This window comes from Pseudomonas sp. 29 (assembly GCF_002754355.1).
Lineage (GTDB): Bacteria > Pseudomonadota > Gammaproteobacteria > Pseudomonadales > Pseudomonadaceae > Aquipseudomonas > Aquipseudomonas neuropathica.
Genome location: NZ_PEEY01000001.1, coordinates 2,265,785 through 2,286,619, shown reverse-complemented (window position 1 = coordinate 2,286,619; position 20,835 = coordinate 2,265,785). Strand labels below are relative to the sequence as shown.

The following is a 20,835-nucleotide window of genomic DNA, read 5'->3' as shown; positions in this document are numbered from 1 at the left end:
AGTTTTATCTGTAGGCGCTGGCGAAGGCTACGATGTTTTTTGGTGACTAAAAATAACAAATCAGTCACTGGTTGACCCTATGTGTCGCAAAAGTTGTTGAGGTACACTCCGGCTCAGAAAACATCATTCCACGAATCACCTGTTTAGATCTTGCGAGGTTTGCCATGGCTGACTACAAAGCGCCGCTGCGCGATATGCGCTTCGTCCTCAATGAAGTGTTCGAAGTCGCCAAGCTCTGGGCCGAACTGCCGGCCCTGGCCGAGACTGTCGACGCCGAAACCGTTGAAGCCATTCTCGAAGAGGCCGGCAAAGTCACCAGCAAAAGCATCGCACCTCTGAGCCGCGCTGCCGACGAAGAAGGCTGCCACTGGAAGGACGGTGCCGTCACCACGCCGGCCGGTTTCCCACAGGCTTACCAGACGTACGCTGAAGGCGGCTGGGTTGGCGTCGGTGGCGATCCGCAATACGGCGGCATGGGCATGCCCAAAGCCGTGTCGGCGCAAGTCGAAGAAATGGTCAACTCCGCCAGCCTGTCGTTCGGTCTGTACCCGATGCTGACCGCCGGCGCCTGCCTGTCGATCAACGCTCACGCCAGCGAAGAGCTGAAAGCCGCGTACCTGCCGAACATGTACGCTGGCGTCTGGGCCGGCTCGATGTGCCTGACCGAGCCGCACGCCGGCACCGACCTGGGGATTATTCGTACCAAGGCCGAGCCTCAGGCCGACGGCTCCTACAAAGTCAGCGGCACCAAAATCTTCATCACTGGCGGCGAACACGACCTCACCGAAAACATCATTCACCTGGTGCTGGCCAAGCTGCCGGACGCCCCGGCCGGTCCTAAGGGCATCTCGCTGTTCCTCGTGCCGAAGTTCATGGTCAACGCCGACGGCAGCCTGGGCGCGCGCAACCCGGCGAACTGCGGTTCGATCGAACACAAAATGGGCATCCAGGCGTCCGCGACCTGTGTGATGAACTTCGATGAAGCCGTGGGCTATCTGGTCGGTGAGCCGAATAAAGGTCTGGCCGCGATGTTCACCATGATGAACTACGAGCGTTTGGGCGTGGGCATCCAAGGTCTGGCCACCGGCGAGCGCTCCTATCAGAACGCCGTCGAATACGCCCGCGACCGTCTGCAAAGCCGTTCGCCGACTGGCGCGCAGAACAAAGACAAAGTCGCTGACCCGATCATCGTCCACCCGGACGTGCGGCGCATGTTGCTGACCATGAAAGCCTCGAACGAGGGCGGCCGTGCGTTCTCCACCTACGTAGCGATGCAGCTCGACACCGCCAAGTTCAGCGAAGACGCCACCACCCGCAAACGTGCGGAAGATCTGGTCGCGTTGCTGACGCCGGTGGCCAAGGCATTCCTCACCGACCTGGGTCTGGAAACCACCGTGCACGGCCAGCAGATTTTCGGCGGCCACGGCTACATCCGCGAGTGGGGTCAGGAGCAACTGGTACGTGACGTGCGCATCACCCAGATCTATGAAGGCACCAACGGCATTCAGGCGCTGGACCTGGTCGGGCGCAAGATCGTCGGCAGCGGTGGCGCTTTCTACAAGCTGTTCGCTGACGAGATCCGCCATTTCACCGCGACGGCCAGCGCCGATCTGGGTGAATTCACCAAGCCGCTGAACGATGCCGTCGACACTCTCGACGAGCTGACCTCGTGGCTGCTGGACCGGGCGAAAACCAATCCGAACGAAATCGGCGCGGCTTCGGTCGAATATTTGCAAGCATTCGGATACACAGCGTACGCCTACATGTGGGCATTGATGGCCAAAGCTTCGCTGGGCAAAGAAGCGCAAGACGATTTCTATGCCAGCAAACTGGGCACCGCGCGCTTCTACTTCGCCCGTTTGCTGCCGCGTATCCACTCGTTGAGTGCGTCGGTGAAGGCCGGTAGCGAGTCGCTGTTCCTGCTGGATGCGGCGCAATTCTGATGCGATGACGTCATGTAAGCATTCTCTTACATGACGTGCTGCTGTTCTCCCATATGCGTAGATTGGATCCACGGCTAATCTACATTTCATGGACGTCGCGCAGGAAGCGCAAAGCAACAACACGGACACGTAGGATTCTGCCAGGGTGGCGGAGTGAAATGGATGTCAGGGAAACAGTCTGCAAAGCCCCGCTTCGGCGGGGTTTTCTTTTGCCTGAAGAAAAGTGCTCAGACCAGAGGATCTCTCTCTGGCCGCACTTCACGCTCCATCACTTCCTCCAGCAATGTCTGCAATAGCGCCAAAGGTGCCTGCTGGCGCTGCACATCGCGACAGACCAACCCAACTTTCAGCGGCACGCGTGGTTCGCTCAGCGGTTTCCAGAGCAGATCCTGATCGTCGTACTCCTTTTGCGAACGCCCCGGCAGCACCGTCGCCAGTTTGGTGTGCGGCAGACTGTCGAGAATGCCCACCATATTGTTCAGCTCTGCCTGCACCTGTGGACGTCGCCCCAGCGCGGTCAGTTGCGCCTGCCAGATCTGGCGGATCTGAAACTCTTCGCCCAGCAGCAACATCGGCAGTTCAGCCGCCTGGCGCATCGAAACTTTCTTGAATTCACGCAGCGGATGATCCGCCGGGATGACCAGCGTCAGCTCATCTTCGTAGAGCATCACGCCGTGCAGGCCGGGTTGGCGCGGCGGCAGGTAACTGATGCCGATGTCCAAAGAGCCGTTGAGCAGCCGCCGCTCGATCTCAAGTCCGGTCAATTCATAGATCTGCACCACCAGATGTGGCTGTGCCTTGCGCACCCGCTCAAGCATTTGCGGAACGAGACTGGTGTGAACCGTTTGCAGCACGCCGATTGCCAGCGTGCGCAAGGCCTGGCCCTTGAAGTTGCCCAATGCCTCACGCGCCCGCTGCAATCCGTCGAGCAGCGGCAAGGCGTGGTTGTACAACGTGTGCGCGGCGAGGGTTGGCAGCAGACGCTTGCTGCTGCGCTCGAACAGGGTAACGTCGAGGTTCTGTTCGAGCTGGCGGATCTGCTGCGACAGTGCCGGTTGCGAGATCGACAGGCGTTCGGCGGCGCGACCGACATGGCCTTCTTCGTAGACCGCGACGAAATAACGCAGTTGTTTGAAATCCATAAGTAATGCTTATCGAAAATGCTGGTAAATCGAAATGGCCCGCAGGCCTCAGTGAGCCTAGTCTAACCGCATTCACAAGGCTTACAGGGCCAGAAAGCGCGATGAATAGCGTTCGCTTCGACAGTGTTTGCATAGGCAGTTCAAAACACCTTAAACGCGGTGTTTTTCAATGAATCTGTTCAGTTTGCGGCGCCAGACGCCGAGTCTTGATGACCTCGCCTTTGAGGCTGATCCTTCTGATATCAACGAAAATCTGAGCACCGAACGCCTGATGCCCAGCGTCGAACGGCCGCAACAGGTGTTCGTTCGTGGTCAGGGTTCCTGGTTGTGGGACAGCAACGATCGTGCGTACCTCGACTTTTCCCAGGCCGGTGGCGCCAACAGTCTTGGTCACAGTCCTTCGGCATTGGTCAAAGCCATCAGCATTCAGGCGCAGGCACTGATCAATCCCGGCTTCAATCTGCACAATCGAGGCATGCTCAGCCTCGCCGAACGTCTGTGCGCCAGCACCGGTAGCGATCAGGCCTATCTACTCAACAGCGGCAGCGAAGCCTGTGAAGCGGCGATCAAACTCGCGCGCAAGTGGGGCCAACTGCGTCGTGGCGGCGCCTCGCGAATCATTGTCGCGAAGCAGGGTTGCCATGGCCGCAGTCTGGCGACGATTTCTGCCTCCGACAGCTGCAACCTGCACAACCGTTTCGCGCCGTTACTGCCGGGTTTCGATCTGGTGCCGTTCAACGACTTGCCGGCCCTGCACGCGGCGGTCGATGCGCAAACCGTGGCGATCATGCTTGAACCGATCCAGAGCGATGCGGGGGTGGTGCCGGCGACCGAGCATTACCTAAAAGGCGTTGAACGTCTGTGCCGAGAGCTGGGCATTCTGCTGATTCTCGATGAAGTGCAAACCGGCATCGGTCGCTGTGGCACCTTGCTTGCCGAACAGTCCTATGGCGTACGCGCCGATATCGTCGTGCTCGGCAAAGGCCTTGGCGGCGGTGTGCCCTTGGCGGCGCTGCTGGCGCGAGGCAAGGCGTGTTGTTTCGACGCGGGTGAACTGGGCGGCACGCATCACGGCAATGCGCTGATGACAGCGGCTGGTCTCGTGGTGCTCGACAGCGTGTACGACCGCAGCTTCCTGCAGCAGGTCAACGATAATGGCCAGCATCTGCGCGAAGGCCTGGCCCGATTGGCGCACCGCTACGACCACGGCGAATTGCGCGGCCAAGGCCTGTTCTATGGTCTGACCCTGTCGGACGATTCCGCCGATGCTGTGGTCCATGCAGCCCTGCACGAAGGCCTGCTGCTCAACGCCCCGCAAGCCAACTGTTTGCGCTTCACCCCGGCGCTCACTGTCAGCAAAACCAACATCGACGAAATGCTCCTGCGCCTGAGCCGCGCGTTCTCGCGAGTGCGCACCGCGCAACTGCAATGCCGTAAAGGGATTGCCGTCTGAGCTGAACTTTCCTACCCGATTTCCAGAACCGTCTCGCGGTATAACGCACGCCCCACGCCTGATTCTTTTGGCGTGGGGCGTTTTTTTGTGAGGTGATGGCGATCAAATGGCAGTTGCACTGAACCCTGACGAACGGCGCAGGTCGATTAGCTTGTATGGCTCATGTGAGCCAACCCCCATTCAGGAGCTGACCCATGGACTTCATTCGCATCATCATCGCCATTCTGTTGCCGCCACTGGGTGTGTTTCTGCAGGTCGGGTTTGGCGGGGCGTTCTGGTTGAACATTCTGCTGACGTTGTGCGGGTATATTCCGGGGATCGTGCATGCGGTGTACATCATCGCCAAGCGTTGAGTACTGCTGCGCCTGATAGATAGCTTTCGCGAGCAGGCTCGCTCCCACAGGGGATTTGTGAACAACACAGATCCAATGTCGGAGCGAGCCTGCTCGCGAATGGGGCAATTCGGTTTTGAACGGGGCGCGGTGATCAGTCCGCCAATCCCATCACCCGCCGATAGAACTTCCACTCCTGCTCCAGCGCATGCGCTTGATTGGCCGCGCGGCGGAAGCCGTGGCGTTCGTCGGGGTAGTAATGCGCTTCGACGGGGATGTCGTTCTGCTCCAGCGCCGTGACCATGTCGCGAGTCTGTTGTGGCACGACCACGGCATCCAGTTCACCCTGAAAGAAAATCACCGGTACGCGGATATTGTTTGCGTGCAACAACGGCGTGCGGGCGGCGTAGCGTTCGGCGTCTTGCTCGGGATCGCCGATCAGCCAGTCCAGATAATCACCTTCAAATTTGTGCGTAGCCCGAGCCAATGCAACCGGATCGCTGACGCCGTACAAACTCGCTCCAGCGCGGAAGACTTGCTTGAACGCCAGCGCACATAACGTGGTGTAGCCACCTGCGCTGCCGCCACGAATGAATGCGCGATCACCGTCGATCAAACCCTGGCCGGTGAGATAACTCACCACCGCACAAGCATCCTCGACATCCACCTCACCCCAGCTCAGATGCAAGGCCTGCCGATATTCGCGGCCATACCCGCTGCTGCCGCGATAGTTGAGATCGGCCACGGCGAAGCCGCGTTGCGTCCAGTACTGAATGCGCGGGTCGAGCATCGGGTAGCAGGCCGATGTCGGGCCGCCGTGGATGAACACCACCAGCGGCGGGTTTGTCTCGCCGCTCATGGCCGGATAAAAGAACCCATGTGCTTGGCCCGAACCACTTGGGTAGCGCAGTGTTTGCGGACGACTGATGCGCTCAGCAGGCAAGGGCGCTACGCCACCCACCAGCACGTTCACTTCTCGCGTGGTTCGATCAACGGCGATGACCGCCGAAGGACTGATCGGTGAGGCGGCGATGCAGTAGATAAATCGCTCATCCACAGCGAGATGACGGAAGCGGCTGTAGTCACCAGTGAAATCTTCGTCACCGAGCGTCAGGCGACCAAAACCACCTTCGCTCCAGCTCGCCAAAAACGCATTCTCAACAGGCAGCCAAGTGCAGCCGCCCAGTTGCCACGGTGCCGGCGCGTGATCGGCTTGCGCAGCAGCCAATGGCTCCAAACCGTCGGAAGTCTCAGCCCACGGCTGCCAGAAACCACCACGATCGGTCAGGCAATAAAGGCGATTGTCGGCATCGAATCGTGGTTGTTGGATGGACTCTTCAAACTCGGCGCCGGCAACGCATCGCGGCGAACCAAAAGCGCTATTGGTCGAACGCTCAGCCACCATCAACCGGGTCGACGTCCACGGCTGATGCGGCCGACTCCACTCGATCCAGGCCAAACGCTGGCCATCCACACTGATGATTGGTGCCGCATAAAAATCCGCGCCCTCAGCCAACAAATGTCGACGGCCATCAGCCAGATCAATCGCCACCAGCCGATGCTGATCCTGCTGTTCTTCAACTGCCAGAACCTGGCCGTAGGCAAAATGCACATCGCCGTAACGGCATTCGCCCGACGTCAGCGCCTCTGGCTCACCACCCAGCGTCTGGCGATACAACTGCTGATCCGCCTCAGCAACGAAAACCACCCCATCGGGTGTCAGACAAAACGCACCGCCGCCATATTCGTACACGCGACTGCGCACGCTAAAACCATTCGGCGTCAGACATTTCGCCAATCCATCGCGCCAATGCCAGATCCGGCAGGCGGCATCTTCAGGACGATATTCATTCCAGAACAGCCCATTGGCACCGAGCTGCAGTTCGGCAAAGTCCATCCCGGCAGCGACGGCTTGCGAGGCGCTGAAAGGCTCAGCCTTTGGCGATGAGGCGCGAGTTTCGTTCATTGCGGAAGGCCAATTGTTCGATGGTTTGAGTGGCAGTCTCGGCTTCTTCGCGGGCCTTGAGAATCACGCCGTGATGTTCGGACTTGCTGCACACCGGGTCGGCATTGCTCGCATCACCGGTGAGCATGAACGCCTGACAGCGGCAGCCGCCGAAGTCTTTTTCTTTCTCGTCGCACGAGCGGCACGGCTCGGGCATCCAGTCGTAACCACGGAAGCGGTTGAAGCCGAACGAGTCGTACCAGATGTGCTGCATGCTGTGATCGCGCACATTGGGAAATTGCACCGGCAGCTGTCGGGCGCCATGACAAGGCAGGGCGGTGCCGTCCGGTGTGACTGTCAGAAAAATACTGCCCCAGCCGTTCATGCAGGCTTTCGGGCGTTCTTCGTAGTAATCCGGGGTGACGAAAATCAACTTGCACGGATGCCCTTCGGCTTCCAGTTTCGCGCGGTATTCGTTGGTGATGCGCTCGGCACGGACCAGTTGCTCTTTGGTCGGCAACAGGCCGACACGATTGAGCTGCGCCCAACCGTAAAACTGGCAGGTGGCGAGTTCGACAAAGTCGGCCTCAAGTGCAATGCACAGCTCGATGATGCGGTCGATCTTGTCGATATTGTGCCGATGGGTGACGAAGTTCAGCACCATCGGATAGCCGTGGGCCTTCACCGCCCGAGCCATTTCCAGCTTCTGCGCGAAAGCCTTTTTCGAGCCGGCCAGCAGGTTGTTCACTTGCTCATCGCTGGCCTGAAAACTGATCTGGATGTGATCGAGCCCGGCCTTCTTGAAGTCGCTGATTTTCTGCTCGGTCAGGCCGATGCCAGAGGTGATCAGGTTGGTGTAGAAACCCAACTGCCGCGCTTCATGAATCAGCTCGGCGAGATCCTGACGCACCAGCGGCTCGCCGCCGGAAAAGCCCAGTTGCGCTGCGCCCATCTCCCGCGCCTCGCGGAACACTTTGATCCACTGTTCGGTGCTCAGCTCTTTGCCCTGCTCGGCGAAATCCAGCGGATTGGAGCAGTACGGGCATTGCAGCGGGCAGCGGTAGGTCAGCTCGGCGAGCAGCCACAGCGGCAGGCCGACTTCAGGCTTGGGCGGCAGATCAGGCAAGTTCGATCCAGTGCTGCGCACGGGCAACCTCCATGAATTGCTCGATGTCGTCACCGAGCTCGGGCACGCCGGGGAACTGCTCATCGAGTTTGGCAATAATCGCCGCAACGTCGCGTTCGCCGTCGATCAAGCCGCCGATCAGCGCGGCGCTGTCGTTGAGTTTGATCATGCCTTCGGGGTAGAGCAGCACGTGACCTTTCTGCGCCGGCTCGTACTGGAAGCGGTAGCCGGGACGCCAGGTCGGGACTTTGCTGCGGTCGAAACTCATAAGGTGATTCCTTTATGCCAGACGCGTTGTTCGGTGACGCTGTGATACGGCGGGCGGTTCAGTTCGTAGGCCATGCTCATGGCATCGAGCATGCTCCAAAGAATGTCGAGTTTGAACTGGAGAATTTCCAGCATGCGTTCCTGGCCTTCGCGGGTCTTGTAGTGCTCGAGCGTGATCGCCAGACCGTGCTCGACATCACGCCGGGCCTGACCGAGGCGGGTGCGGAAGTATTCGTAACCGGCCGGATCGATCCACGGGTAATGCTGTGGCCAGCTGTCGAGGCGCGACTGATGGATCTGCGGCGCGAACAGTTCAGTCAGCGAGCTGCTGGCGGCTTCCTGCCAACTGGCCCTGCGGGCGAAGTTGACGTAGGCATCGACGGCGAAACGTACGCCGGGCAGTACCAGTTCCTGGGAGCGCAATTGATCCGGATCGAGGCCGACCGCTTGACCGAGTCGCAGCCAGGCTTCGATGCCGCCGTCTTCGCCTGGGGCGCCGTCGTGGTCGAGCAGGCGCTGAATCCACTCGCGGCGGATTTCCCGATCGGGGCAGTTGGCGAGGATCGCCGCGTCCTTCAAGGGGATGTTCACCTGATAGTAGAAGCGGTTGGCGACCCAGCCCTGAATCTGTTCGCGGGTGGCGCGGCCTTGGTACATCGCCACGTGGTAGGGGTGGTGGATGTGGTAGTAGGCGCCTTTGGCGCGCAGGGCCGCTTCGAATTCGGCGGGGGACAGCGGGGTGTCGGTCATTGCGGTTCTCCGGGGAACAACCGTTGGAATCCTGGGTGTTTATTCGGACGCTTTCGCGAGCAAGCTCGCTCCCACAGGGTTTGTGAACGCCACAGATCCAATGTGGGAGCGAGCTTGCTCGCGAAGAGGCCGGTGGCTACAGCACAATACTCATGCCATCGAACGCCACTTCTACATTACGCCGGGCCAACTCGGCACGCTCCGGCGAATCTTCGTCGAGAATCGGGTTGGTGTTGTTGATGTGGATAAGCACTTTGCGCTGCTCAGGCAACTGCTCCAGCACTTCGAGCATGCCGCCAGGGCCGTTCTGCGCCAGATGGCCCATCTCGCGACCGGTGCGGGTGCCGACGCCACGGCGCTGCATTTCATCGTCATCCCACATCGTGCCGTCCACCAGCAGGCAATCGCTGCCGGCCATGATTTCCAGCAACGGCGCATCGACTTTGCCCAGACCCGGCGCGTAGAACAATTTGCCGCCGGTGGTCAGGTCTTCAACGATCAAACCGATGTTGTCGCCCGGGTGCGGATCAAAGCGATGCGGCGAGTATGGCGGCGCCGCGCTGCGCAGGGGCAGCGGGGTGAAACGCAGGTTCGGGCATGCGGCCACGGTGAAGCTCTGGTCGAGTTCGATGCGGTTCCAGTCCAGCCCACCGTTCCAATGGGTGAGCATCTTGAACAGCGGGAAACCGGTGCTGAGGTCTTCGTGAACCATGTCCGTGCACCAGACCTGATGCGGGCAGCCTTCGCGCAGGCTGAGCAGGCCGGTGGTGTGGTCGATCTGGCTGTCCATCAGGATGATCGCGCTGATGCCGGTGTCACGCAGGGCGCGGCCCGGTTGCATCGGGGCGAAGCTTTGCAGCTGCGCGCGGATGTCCGGCGAGGCGTTGCACAGCACCCAGTTCACGCCGTCATCGGAAATCGCGATGGACGATTGAGTGCGGGCCTTGGCATTCAGGCTGCCGTCGCGAAAGCCTGCGCAATTGACGCAGTTGCAGTTCCACTGCGGAAAACCGCCACCGGCGGCCGAACCCAGAATCTGGACGAACATGAACGCTCCATCATTTCTACGCGGAAAATAAAACGCCCCGGCGAGCCGAGGCGTTGCACTGCAATTCTACGTAAGCAGAACTCAGCGGCTGGCGAAGTACATGGTGACTTCGAAGCCGATACGCAGGTCGGTGTAAGCAGGTTTTGTCCAGGACATGGGTGTCTCCTTCAGGGTGGATGGGATAGCGCTGTCCATAGGTATAGTCCACGGCAGCGCAAAGATGTTCCAAATAGTTAGGCGGCTATGTTACTCAAAATTTCACCGGGTTTGCCCGTGAATATTCGAGAAAGCTCCTTGCAGCCTCGGTAATGATCAATTTGTCGTTTGCCATGGGTTACCGGGCGCGGGGTCGCTGGCGAGACAGAGCCAGCCGCCTTCGGCGTTGATCAAGCGCTGTGCTGCGTTAAACAACGCCTGGCGATCGAGTTGGCCAATGGCGGCGAGCAATTGCCCAAGATAATCCGACGAGTGGCCTGCGAGTCTGGCCTGCCAGAGCAACTCGGCAGCATCTTTGCTGGATAGATTGGCGTCGTCGAATTGATCCGCGAGGTTTTGCCGCCGCTGGTTGAGGCTGACCTCATCAAGTTGTTCGATCAGCGCGGGCATACCTTTGAGGAACTGTTGAATGTGCTCGAGCAACTCCGCAGGTCTGGCGCTCGGAGATTGCACACCGAACAGCAGGGCGGTTTGGCCATTCATCTCGCGAAGCGCACTGAACACCGCGTAGCCCAATTGCAATTCGACGCGCAGGCGCTGGTAGAACGGCGTCTGGCACACCTGCGCCAACAGTCGCCACGCGGCGTCCTCGACGATGTCGCGGCTGGCGCCGGGGCAGAACAACAGCACGGCGTGTTCGCTGGAGGCGGTATCGACATGGCGCCAGTGTTTTTGCGCGGTGATTGCCGCCGGCGCTGCCAGATGGTTGTCCGGGATACCGGGAACCCGGCTCAGGGCCAGGCCCATGGCGGACTGGGTCTGTTGGCTCAGTCCCAACGCGAGGCCGTCCCAATGCGAAGTTGTCCACAGGTGTGGGGCGTCGTCGCCGGTTTCAGCTGATTCCAGCGCCTGTTCCGGCAGCGCTTTCAGCAACTGGCGAATGGGGATCAGCGGCGTTTCCGCCTCACTACGCAACGAATCGGCGTCAACTTGCGTCAGACATTTCAGCGCATGCTCCAGGACGCTGGGCATTGGCTCCTGCAGGCCATTGAGCTTGAGCAACCATTGATGCCCTGTGGTGCTGAAAGACAACTCGACTCCAGCCTCGCGCGCGTCTTGCTGAGTTTGCCGGAGACTGCGTTGCAATCTCGAGTGCAGATCAGGGCTGGCGGCAGACTCAACCTGCCAACGCAGATAAATCGCGCCTTCATCGCCGCTGTCCGGCAAGACCTGGCTGAACTGCATCGGCGAGCGTTCGCGACGGCCGCGCGAGCGATCCTGAGCAAATGTACGAAGGCCACGGTGGGCGCTGGTCTGGCCGCGAATCAGGCCCGCATTGGCGAGCGGTTCGCTGGCGCGCAAAAATGGATTGGCAGCAGGTAATCGCCAGTGGGCGCTGAAGTTATCCACAACACCGATTTCACGGAGCAGGTGTTTGAGGGCGCTGATGCCGCTGTCGGACAGCCCACTCTCTTGTCGCTCGCTGTCGACTCGTGCCAGTTGCAGCGCACCGCTGACTTGTTGCTGGCGCTGAACCAGGGCCATGTATTCCGCCCGCAGCGGCGTCCAATCCTGTTGCGCGAAGAAGCTCAGCCAATCCTTTGCGCGTTCGCTAATGACGTTCATCGATTCGGCTGGTGCGATGAATGCCAGATGCAGCAAGGCTTGCCCGGCAAAGCAGTACAGTGGTGCGGCTTTCAGATCATCCGCCAGATTCTGCTCCTGCAGATGCGCCAGCAACCCACCGGGCTTGGCACTGTTCAGCCAGTGGCAGAGGAATGCCATTGCCTCGGCGGAAGACTCCGGCAAATCATCGAACGCAAACAGCAGATTGGCGCGTCGCTCAGCGGCCTGTTGATAACTTTTCACCGCCAGTTGCAGGGGCGCAGCCTGCACAATTTTATCCCCAGCCGGTAAAGCCGCTGCGAACTGCTCGGCCAGTGCACGCAGCTCTTCAAGGCTCTGCGGCCCCACCAGGCTCAAGCTCATTTGTCCGGTGCGATAGAACTGCTGGTGGAAATCCTTCAACGCTTGTTGAAACGCTGGCAATTCCACTTTCAGGCTATCCCGATTCCCCGCATGAAATCCGCGCAACGGATGCTCTGCCGGTAAACCCTCATACAACGCAAACTGCTGCAGAGCCGCAGGATCTTGCGACCAGGCGACAAATTCCGCCTGCAACACTTCTCGTTCCCGCAGCTGATCGTCCAGATTCATACGCGGCTTGGCGAGCATGTCTGACAGACGCTCCAACCCCTCGCTGAACGAGCGCGTCGGCAGCTCAAAGAAAAAGTCAGTGGTGCGTTCGCCAGTGCTGGCATTCACTTGGCCACCGTGGCGCTGCACGTAGGCCATCAACCCTTCGTCCGCCGGAAAACGCTCAGTGCCGAGAAACAGCAAATGCTCGAGGAAATGCGCCAGCCCTGGCCACGCCAATGGCGCGTCATGACTACCGGCAGCCACCCGCAGGGCAGCGGCACTGCGCTTGAGGCTTGGCACATGACGCAGGGTCACGCGCAAGCCGTTGGCCAGGGTTTCGGTGTGGGGGCGGGGGTGAGTCGGCGCAGGCATGGGCACTTCCAGAACAGTGAAGTGCCCATGCTAGCGGATTAGCGCTTGTTCAGCGCGCCGTAAAGCTCCGGGCGGCGGTCGCTGAGATAGCGATTGGCCGCGCGGGAATCGACCATCAACTGCCGATCCAGTTCGCCGACGATCAACGCTTCGTCCAGACCGGCCTGAGCAATACGGCTGCCGTCAGGCGCGGCGATGCTGCTTTGCCCGCAATAATGGATATCGCCTTCATGGCCGCAGTAGTTGGCGTAGGCCACGTAGCATTGGTTTTCGAAGGCGCGGGCGCGTACGGAGACATCGGCGATAAAATCGAACGGAATCATGTTCGCCGTCGGCACCAGAATCAGCTCGGCGCCGTCGAGGGCCAGGCGTCGGGCGTTTTCCGGGAATTCCAGGTCGTAGCAGATCAGGAAACCGAGTTTCCAGCCGTTCAGTTCAACCACCGGAAAATCGCCTTCACCGGGGCTGAACATCGAGCGATCAAGGTCACCGAACAGGTGCGTCTTGCGGTAATTGCACAGGCGCTCACCGTTGGCGTCTATCAACTGCACGGCGTTGTAGATCTGCCCGTCCGCCGTGCGCTCGGGGTAACCGTAGAGAATCGCCAAACCGGCCGACTTGGCAATGCGGCCGATCTGTTGCGCCCATTCCCCGTTGTAGACCTCGGCCAGGGTGCCGACCGCTTCGGCGCCAATGTTGTAGCCGGTCATGAACATCTCCGGCAGCACCAGCAGATCGGCGCCTTTGGCCTCCATCGCCACTTGATGCAGGCGTTGCAGGTTGGCGGCGGGGTCCAGGGGCAGCGGTGGACATTGGTAAAGGGCTACACGCATCAGGGATTCCTCTTACTCGGGCAGGGCGATAGGGCCGATGTCTTTGAACACATCACCCGGGCCCGGGTTCGCTTTATGTGTCGAACCGCCGAAATGCTTCATGATCCCCCACACCGCGTTGAGCGATGTCTGCACTGCGCCTTCAACCCACGCCGGTGTCCACGACACATCGTCGCCAGCGATGAAAATCCCGCGCTGCTCGGCGGGCATCTCGTCCTGCATGAAGTGCGCGTACATGCGCTGGTTGTAGCGATAGTGGCCGGGCAGGGCGCCCTTGAACGCACCGAGAAAGTACGGATCGGCTTCCCACGACACGGTGATCGGATCGCCGATGATGCGCGCGGCGATGTCGACTTTCGGATAAATCTTTTTCAACGCATTCAACGCCAGCTCAACGCGTTTTTCCACTGGGTGCGGAAGCATCTTCAAGGCGTCGCTCATCCACGAGTACGACAGGCAGATCACCCCCGGTTTGTCGTCGCCGTTGTCGAACAGATAAGTGCCGCGGGTCAGACGATCGGTGAGGGTCATGCTCATCAGGTCGCGGCCGGTTTCCGGGTCTTTGTCTTTCCAGAATGGCCGGTCGACCATCACGAAAGTCTTCGACGATTGCATATAACGGGTGCGGTCGAGGGCCATCCACATCTTCTGCGAGAACAGGGTTTCGTCGCACTCGATCTGGGTGGTCAGCAGCCAGCTCTGGCAAGTGGTCAGCACAGCGGCGTATTCGCGAGTGTCGCCATTATTGTCGGTGACCGCGAAACGGCCATCGGGCGCGTGAGCGATTTTCTTCACCCCCGAGCGCGGTGCGCCACGGTGCAGGGATTTCAGGCTGGTGCCTTCCGGCCAGTGCACGCAACGCTCCGGTACATGCCGCCAGATGCCTTGTGGGACTTGCTCGACGCCACCGACCACCAGGTGCTGGTGATCGTCGCAGTTGGTCATCACCACACGAAAGATTTCCAGCATCGAGTTGGGGAAATCCGAGTCCCAGCCGCCAGTGCCGAAACCGACCTGACCGAACACTTCGCGGTGATGGAACGACAGTTTGGCGAAGGCCTCTGAGGTGGCGACGAAGTCGTAGAAGGTGCGGTCGTCCCACAACGGCACCAGCGTGTTCCACAGCTCTTTCAGCCGGGGCACATCGCGATCGCGGATGGCTTGCTGGATATCGGCGAACTGCGAGCCGGCTTCCAGTGCGTCCGCCCAGGCGTCAGCCACTTCCTGAAACAGTGCAGGAAGATCCGCCAGTTTTTGTGCGTAATGGGTTTTGCCTTCCAGGTCGATCACGGTGCTGCCGGAGGCCGGCGTCAGCGGGTTCGGGAAAGGTTTGGTTTCCAGGCCGAGCTTGTCGACGTAGTGATAGAACGCGGTGGAGGACACCGGAAAACGCATGCCGCCCAGTTCCGCGACGATGCCGTCAGTGCCGTTGAACGCTTGCGAGCGCAGACGCCCGCCGAGCTTCGAAGCCTCGTAGACCACCGGTTTCAGGCCGAGCTTCATCAGCTCGTAAGCCGCTACCAGGCCGGCGATGCCAGCGCCGACGATCGCCACTTCAGCGCCATGATGATGTTCAGGAATAGTGCCGAGACCGGCCGGGTGCTCGATCCAGTCGTCGAACGCGAACGGAAAGTCCGGGCCGAAAATGGTGACTGGTTTCTTACCGTCTGCAGGATGGCGATTGTTCTTGTTCATGGCTGACCTTGCTGGCGACCCGACGCAGGATACGCGTCTGAGTATAGGAAAAGATGCCTGCCATTCTAGGGAGCGTAGAACACGTTAATAAGACGCAAAGTGTCGTCGTTTTGCCAGTTAGCAGATCAATATGACGATCAAAGACTGCATATGGACCAAAGTTTAGGAGGGGCCTGCTCGCGAAGAGGCCCTGAAATCCAGCCGAGAAGCCCGATCAAGACCTTAAACCGGCTGCCCCCGATCAATCTTGCTGCTCAAGATGATCGAAGTCGTGGTCTTCTCGACCCCATCTACACTCCCGATCTGATCCAGCAACTGGTCCAGCTGCTCCGGCGAATCGGTGCGCAACCACGCCACATAATCAAACTCACCACTCACCGCACACAACTGCTGCACCTGCGCCATCGCACTCAGGCGGCGCAACACCTCTTTTCCGGAACGCGGCTGCACCTTGATCCCGACGTACGCCTGCAACCCGCCATCGACCACGCGCTGACCCAGGCGCACGCCATAACCGGTAATCACTTTGGCCTTTTCCAACCGCGCCAAGCGTGAAGTCACGGTGGTGCGCGCGATGCCCAACTGCCGGGCGAGCATGGCCACGCTTTCGCGGGCGTTGATCTGCAGGGCGGCGATCAACTGGCGGTCGATTTCATCAAGCACGGGCGTGCGGGTGTCGGGCAAGGGGGCGGCTCCATGGGTGTGGGGGCGGTGAGTACGCATGTTACAGACACTGTCAGCAACACGCTTGCAGGCGATGTTTGAATTGTTCACCCAAGAATCGATGCCATCGTTGCGCTGAAACAATACATCGGATATTTGATTTGACTTGGTTGGCCTATTTATCAAGAATGCCAGCAAGAGCGCGAAATCCGCTGCCTTGCAGGGCATTAGTGGACGTAGGTACCTCAGCGATGCTGCAACATCGGTGTAAGGTGAGACCTCTTCATCCCATTTCCTGAGGATGCAAATATCAGGATTCAAATATTAAGGGCAGCCAAATGGCTGCCCTTTTCTTTGTCTTCAAGAATGTACCGCTTGTACAAGAGCTCGCCTTGGCGGTGTTTGTTCATCGCTCTGGCGGGAGCGTGCATGAAGTTCCAGAGGACATGCCCGTTGCGCACATCGACCACGACAAGCATGTCGTTTTTTGCCTCGTAGGCGTTTATGAATGCCATTCGGTATCCGCCGTTATCGTAGAGAACTTTCCATACTTCAAAAGGTCCCGTCAGCGTATCTATGGCATGTCGAACATAACGTTCTCGGGAATCTGGACGTTTCTCGACGATGTGGGCCCGTTTGTCTCTCAGGACCGCGACGTTCCCGATGGGCGTGAGGATGGTAACGGCCAATAATGACTCGTCGACAAACCCAAAGTGATCCGAGAGGATTTTGAGCGCGCCTTCTGCGTCCTCAGCCCTTTTTACCTCTTCTATTGCGGCTGACCGAAGTTCTCTCGATAAGGTTCTGAGATCGGGTAAGGCGAGGTCGATCCAGGTTTGCTGGTCGGCTGCTTCCTTTATCAGTGGCGCAGCATTCACGAGCATGAAATCGATCCTGGACGGGCTGAGGCGTCCGGAGATTACTCGTCTGGAGAAACGGTCAACAACGCGCGGAGAGGGGAGAAAACCTAGTTTGGGAACATTCCTACAGATCTTGAGGTTGTATTCCTAACAATGCCCTTCGTACATTGCGCTCGCCAAGACGTCGAACCCTAATCCATCGCCCAAGAAAAAGCCGCGCATTTAGCGCGGCTTTCAATTTGGTGGGCCCACACGGACTTGAACCGTGGACCAAAGGATTATGAGTTGCAGGGAGAGCTGATATGCCTAGAGGAAGCGTCCGAAGGTGAGCGCAGTTTGGCATAGCAGAAAACTCTATAGATGATGGTGTTGAGCGTAATTTCGAGAAAGCTGATCCAGCTGAGTACTGTACCGTAGTTGTACTGAATTTCATGGTGTGGCCGCTTGTGAATTTTTATCTTTCGACCAGTTTTGCTGAGGCGAGTGGACTGGTTTCGAACCAGCGCAATGAATCGTGAGAATAGCTCCATATTTGATGCCAAGAGTTGAGAGTGTGAGTAATGCACCACACTTGTTCTAAATTACAAACTCGGTAGTGTCTTAGACAGTTCCGTTGTTTGCCGTTTCATTTTTGAAACGCTCTCTGAAGCCTACATGAAGCACGGCCATTGACTTTAGGCCATGCCTCACTTATGCCCTTTGACGAAAATAGACGAATGGAGTCTGTGCCAAATGGGTATATATTTGTTTCACAATTATAAACTTTACGTATGGCTCTATAAATTATTGATGGCCGAAATCCCATCGTGAATCAAAGTTTCCGAGTCTCTATATAGTTCTGCTGCCAAAGAAACAGACTTCGAAATTATATTTCTGTTTTTTAATACATCCTCAGGAATTGGGATGGCTAATAATACAGAAGTGTCGAAGCGAGGATGATGGCCGCCTTCTTGAGCGGCAAAAAGAGCACTTTGTACTTTGTCTGAAAGGAGGTACGGTACTAAGAAATCAATCGGGTCGGCAGAGGTTGATCGTAGAATAAAAAACTCCGTAGAGCAAGCCATTTCACAATGTTTAAACTTTCTTACAAAGCCTTCGTCAATTATTGCAACTTGTCTCAGATAAGGTCTGAGTCGTGAAATTAGTACGTCGTGACATCTAAAGATTTTTTTTGTACTACCTATTTCTTCCGCCGTAACGGGAGTTTTCTTGCCGACTACGATGCCTTCTCTAATATCAGAAGTATCTAAAACGACAAAATTTCGTCCGGCAGCATTCTTAGATACTGGGTTAATAGTATGTTTAACTATTTCTGCTATTTGGCCAATAGTGACCTGTGAATTCCCCTCGTCGTGGTTTGTTAAACTACGTCTAGGATCGTAACGTTCAGGTGAAAGTATCTTTCCTGGTTCTAGGTTTCGTAATTGTATGATCGTTACGCTCGCCATTTGTCACCTCCAAACTCTAAGCCTTCTTCTTTGCAAAATTTTTCAAAAGAACTTAGTATCTCATCTAGGTCGTGGTCAACCCATTGCCAAGAATCAGTAAGTTTAGAAAAATCTTTCTTGAAAACAATTTTACCTTTTTTGTCTTTGCCATCGCGATCACTGACAGCAAAAAATATGTTTTCATCAAGTGATTCTGGAGCGCCATTTGTTCTTTTTTGTACAAACAGGATGCTGGTTTTTTGGTGGGTGTGGGGGAGGAATGTGTTACGTCCAAGCCCAACAACTCCGAGAATGCGGCATTTTTTAATCAGCCATTCTCTATTTTCTGAAAACTCACTGGCCGAAAACTTATTGTGGGGAAGAACAATTGCCATTCGGCCCCCGGGCCTTAATAGATCTACGCAGCGCTCTATGAAGAGTACGTCACGTTCTATGCGGGATTTTCCGCGACTGGCATCGTAATTGTCCAATATTTGTTGCTCAAGAACTTCCCCCGCAAATGGAGGGTTTGTCAAGATTAAATCAAATCCTTTATGGTTTCTGCATCGAGCACGTACAATGTCTTCCACTGTTAAAGAGTTATTGTCGGATTCTGGAAATAGCGAGCTATACATTTCTGTACGTATCAGACTATTCAGTCTTACTATGTTGCTTACTCCATCGCCAGCCAATATCATTAACGCCTTCGCAACTTTCGTTGCGCGGGGGTCTATATCAAAGCCCCAGAGCTTTGTAGAGCAGTATTGTTTTAAATCCTCTCCAGAAAAACTTTCTTTTGATTGTACAAAATCTAGCCCATGAAATAGAAAGCCGCCGGATCCGCAAGCAGGATCTAATATCGTTTCTTCTGAGCTAGGGTTCAGCATTCGTACACAAAACTCTACAACGTGTCGCGGTGTAAAAAATTGGCCCTTATTCCCTTTTGCTGCCTTAGACACCATAAACTCAAAGAAACTATCCAGAACATCTAGTCCGTTGTCGGATATCTTGTGTTCAGATAGTGCTTTAACGCATATGTGAAGATGTTCATCAGTTAAGTTTGATGTTGTATTGTTTTCAAGTATCCCGGGCCATTTTATTTGGGCGCTATTTAGGGTTTTGTTGAAAAAAATTGCTGTTTCACTCTCGGTTTCAAATGCCTTGAACTGAGGCTGGTTCGGAGATAGCTCGGTGTAAATTTTAGCTATTAATAGCTTGAAAACCTCTTCGAATTCATCCTCTCCAGAGTTTGCAAGGACTAATTCTTCCAGGCGTAGGAACATGGATTCTAAATTGCCAGAGTGGTTCGCGTGCCTCTTTGCCATTTTTCGCGCCTTATAACGGGTATCTGCCGATTATACCCTGTACAGACGATCGTCACAACATTTTTCAATATACCAATTTGGGTTTTTTTGACGTCTGTTACAGGATATCTCGGCTGACGATGGGATTTATATAAATTTAGTGTCTCTACAGCAGCGTTGGAATCAAATGAAATCAGCAAATGATCCCATGTATATCGAGTTCATAGCGAGACTTAGGGCGTATAGGAAAGATAAAAATATAACTCAATCTGATTTGGCGTTGGCTTTAAATCGTCCTCAATCGTATGTGTCTAAAGTTGAGACCTGTGAGAGAAGGATTGATGTTATCGAAACTGCTCTTTGGTGTTCCGTACTCGGTATAGAAATAGTTAGTGTGTTGCCGCGTTCTCTTACTCAATCTAAATAATATTAATTTCGATAACTCTAGGTGTGCTATGGTTTTTGAAGGGGCAGGAATAAGTAAGGAAAGACTTGATGTATTAAAAAGTCAGCTTTCGCCACTTATAGGTACTCAATTCGACACTTTGACGCTTCCCATGGCAGTATTGACGGCATTTGAACCCTCTCAAATAGGAACGATTGTTGGTTCGCTAATGGATGCTTTAATTCCGCACTTGGACAGTATTCCGCAAGTTGGTCTCAGTAAGCACGGTGGTCTACTTGGCGAGCGAGAAGGCTATCCAGACTATATTCACGTTTCTGGAATAAGGGTTGAGTTAAAGCTTCTATATGTGGACAACCCTCATTTGGAAATGAAGCGCCCTCCAACGAGGCGGGAGCCATCTGCTAGATTGACTCAGAAAGTAACAGTGAAGAATGTTGTTCCGGAAACAGATGCTCTGCTTATAATCGCTTATCAACTACAGCCCCATCTTTATAAGGTCGGAGCAGTAACGCCGACTATTGTTGATCTAGATGTATTTTCGGTCATCGAATTGGTTCTCGCAAGGGATAGTAGACTTACTAATGCTGGTGGTAGGTGGTTTGGGCATTATGAAACGCCAGGTGTGTTAAGTCGCATCGGAAGAGAGAAATACAAAAACAATATGCCTTTAGCTATTGATTCTTACGGTAGAAAAGAGTCTGAAGGAAAAGATTATAATGAAGATACAAATTTTGGGAAGCTTAAGAGGATTCCTCATAAGGATTTGCAGGGCTTTTTAAGGAAATGTATCGGTATTGGGGTGGGGCTATCTGCTAGGCAGGTGGAGATTGAAGAGTTATCTGATCTTGAGCAAGATATTTGATATTGTAATTCATTGTGTCTGAAAAATGTCCAATTGACCTTTACAGGAAAGC

At 56.2% G+C, this 20,835-nt stretch carries 19 protein-coding genes; 5 read left to right on the top strand and 14 right to left on the bottom strand.

Going from position 1 to position 20,835, the window contains the following annotated elements; genetic code table 11:
* Window positions 1–164: 164 nt before the first annotated feature.
* On the top strand, window positions 165–1,943 hold the full coding sequence (locus tag CLU80_RS10705) for an acyl-CoA dehydrogenase C-terminal domain-containing protein (protein WP_099757344.1): 1,779 nt from the start codon (window positions 165–167) through the stop codon (window positions 1,941–1,943).
* Between the two features lie 227 nt (window positions 1,944–2,170).
* Here the strand turns inward: CLU80_RS10705 and CLU80_RS10700 are convergent, their stop codons facing one another.
* A complete protein-coding gene (locus CLU80_RS10700; RefSeq protein ID WP_099757343.1) occupies window positions 2,171–3,085 on the bottom strand; it encodes a LysR family transcriptional regulator in 915 nt (304 codons plus the stop codon).
* Between the two features lie 169 nt (window positions 3,086–3,254).
* Here CLU80_RS10700 and CLU80_RS10695 point away from each other — a divergent pair, with 169 nt between their 5' ends.
* Together CLU80_RS10695 and CLU80_RS10690 are read left to right on the top strand one after the other, a co-directional pair.
* On the top strand, window positions 3,255–4,538 hold the full coding sequence (locus CLU80_RS10695) for an aspartate aminotransferase family protein (RefSeq protein WP_099757342.1): 1,284 nt from the start codon (window positions 3,255–3,257) through the stop codon (window positions 4,536–4,538).
* A gap of 194 nt (window positions 4,539–4,732) precedes the next feature.
* Window positions 4,733–4,891, top strand: coding sequence for a YqaE/Pmp3 family membrane protein (locus tag CLU80_RS10690; protein WP_003228885.1), 159 nt, complete (start codon window positions 4,733–4,735; stop codon window positions 4,889–4,891).
* Between the two features lie 133 nt (window positions 4,892–5,024).
* Here CLU80_RS10690 and CLU80_RS10685 read toward each other — a convergent pair whose 3' ends face one another.
* From CLU80_RS10685 to CLU80_RS10630, 13 genes are all read right to left on the bottom strand, one after another.
* Window positions 5,025–6,836: a S9 family peptidase gene (locus tag CLU80_RS10685; RefSeq protein ID WP_099757341.1), complete on the bottom strand. Its 1,812-nt coding sequence runs from the start codon at window positions 6,834–6,836 to the stop codon at window positions 5,025–5,027.
* Entirely contained in the window at window positions 6,802–7,941 is a 1,140-nt protein-coding gene (gene pqqE, locus CLU80_RS10680; RefSeq protein ID WP_016983158.1) for a pyrroloquinoline quinone biosynthesis protein PqqE, read from the bottom strand. Before pqqE ends, CLU80_RS10685 begins: the two co-directional genes overlap by 35 nt.
* Window positions 7,934–8,209, bottom strand: coding sequence for a pyrroloquinoline quinone biosynthesis peptide chaperone PqqD (pqqD, locus tag CLU80_RS10675; RefSeq protein ID WP_007910068.1), 276 nt, complete (start codon window positions 8,207–8,209; stop codon window positions 7,934–7,936). Before pqqD ends, pqqE begins: the two co-directional genes overlap by 8 nt.
* A complete protein-coding gene (pqqC, locus tag CLU80_RS10670) occupies window positions 8,206–8,958 on the bottom strand; it encodes a pyrroloquinoline-quinone synthase PqqC (protein ID WP_093429953.1) in 753 nt (250 codons plus the stop codon). Before pqqC ends, pqqD begins: the two co-directional genes overlap by 4 nt.
* Before the next feature lie 136 nt (window positions 8,959–9,094).
* Window positions 9,095–10,006 (bottom strand): pyrroloquinoline quinone biosynthesis protein PqqB, encoded by a 912-nt coding sequence (gene pqqB / locus CLU80_RS10665; protein WP_099757340.1) that lies wholly within the window; start codon window positions 10,004–10,006, stop codon window positions 9,095–9,097.
* An 81-nt stretch (window positions 10,007–10,087) separates the two neighbouring features.
* The gene (pqqA, locus tag CLU80_RS10660) at window positions 10,088–10,162 is read right to left on the bottom strand and encodes a pyrroloquinoline quinone precursor peptide PqqA (RefSeq protein WP_003422658.1); all 75 of its coding nucleotides are present in this window, start codon (window positions 10,160–10,162) and stop codon (window positions 10,088–10,090) included.
* A 156-nt stretch (window positions 10,163–10,318) separates the two neighbouring features.
* The gene (gene pqqF / locus CLU80_RS10655) at window positions 10,319–12,733 is read right to left on the bottom strand and encodes a pyrroloquinoline quinone biosynthesis protein PqqF (RefSeq protein ID WP_099757339.1); all 2,415 of its coding nucleotides are present in this window, start codon (window positions 12,731–12,733) and stop codon (window positions 10,319–10,321) included.
* A 38-nt stretch (window positions 12,734–12,771) separates the two neighbouring features.
* Window positions 12,772–13,566, bottom strand: a complete 795-nt coding sequence (locus CLU80_RS10650) for a carbon-nitrogen hydrolase family protein (RefSeq protein ID WP_093429956.1) — start codon at window positions 13,564–13,566, stop codon at window positions 12,772–12,774.
* A 12-nt stretch (window positions 13,567–13,578) separates the two neighbouring features.
* Entirely contained in the window at window positions 13,579–15,261 is a 1,683-nt protein-coding gene (locus CLU80_RS10645) for a flavin monoamine oxidase family protein (protein WP_099757338.1), read from the bottom strand.
* A gap of 222 nt (window positions 15,262–15,483) precedes the next feature.
* Entirely contained in the window at window positions 15,484–15,945 is a 462-nt protein-coding gene (locus tag CLU80_RS10640) for an Lrp/AsnC family transcriptional regulator (RefSeq protein ID WP_093429958.1), read from the bottom strand.
* Between the two features lie 296 nt (window positions 15,946–16,241).
* Window positions 16,242–16,808, bottom strand: coding sequence for a PBECR2 nuclease fold domain-containing protein (locus CLU80_RS10635; RefSeq protein WP_099757337.1), 567 nt, complete (start codon window positions 16,806–16,808; stop codon window positions 16,242–16,244).
* Window positions 16,809–17,560: 752 nt separating this feature from the next.
* Window positions 17,561–18,232 (bottom strand): hypothetical protein, encoded by a 672-nt coding sequence (locus CLU80_RS30205; protein WP_286079727.1) that lies wholly within the window; start codon window positions 18,230–18,232, stop codon window positions 17,561–17,563.
* Window positions 18,220–19,536 carry an HsdM family class I SAM-dependent methyltransferase gene (locus CLU80_RS10630; RefSeq protein WP_099757336.1) on the bottom strand — a complete coding sequence of 439 codons (1,317 nt, stop codon included), beginning with the start codon at window positions 19,534–19,536 and terminating at the stop codon, window positions 18,220–18,222. Before CLU80_RS10630 ends, CLU80_RS30205 begins: the two co-directional genes overlap by 13 nt.
* Window positions 19,537–19,702: 166 nt before the next feature.
* Here CLU80_RS10630 and CLU80_RS10625 point away from each other — a divergent pair, with 166 nt between their 5' ends.
* Entirely contained in the window at window positions 19,703–19,942 is a 240-nt protein-coding gene (locus CLU80_RS10625) for a helix-turn-helix domain-containing protein (protein ID WP_099757335.1), read from the top strand.
* Between the two features lie 28 nt (window positions 19,943–19,970).
* On the top strand, window positions 19,971–20,783 hold the full coding sequence (locus tag CLU80_RS10620; RefSeq protein ID WP_286079726.1) for a hypothetical protein: 813 nt from the start codon (window positions 19,971–19,973) through the stop codon (window positions 20,781–20,783).
* Window positions 20,784–20,835 lie beyond the last annotated feature (52 nt).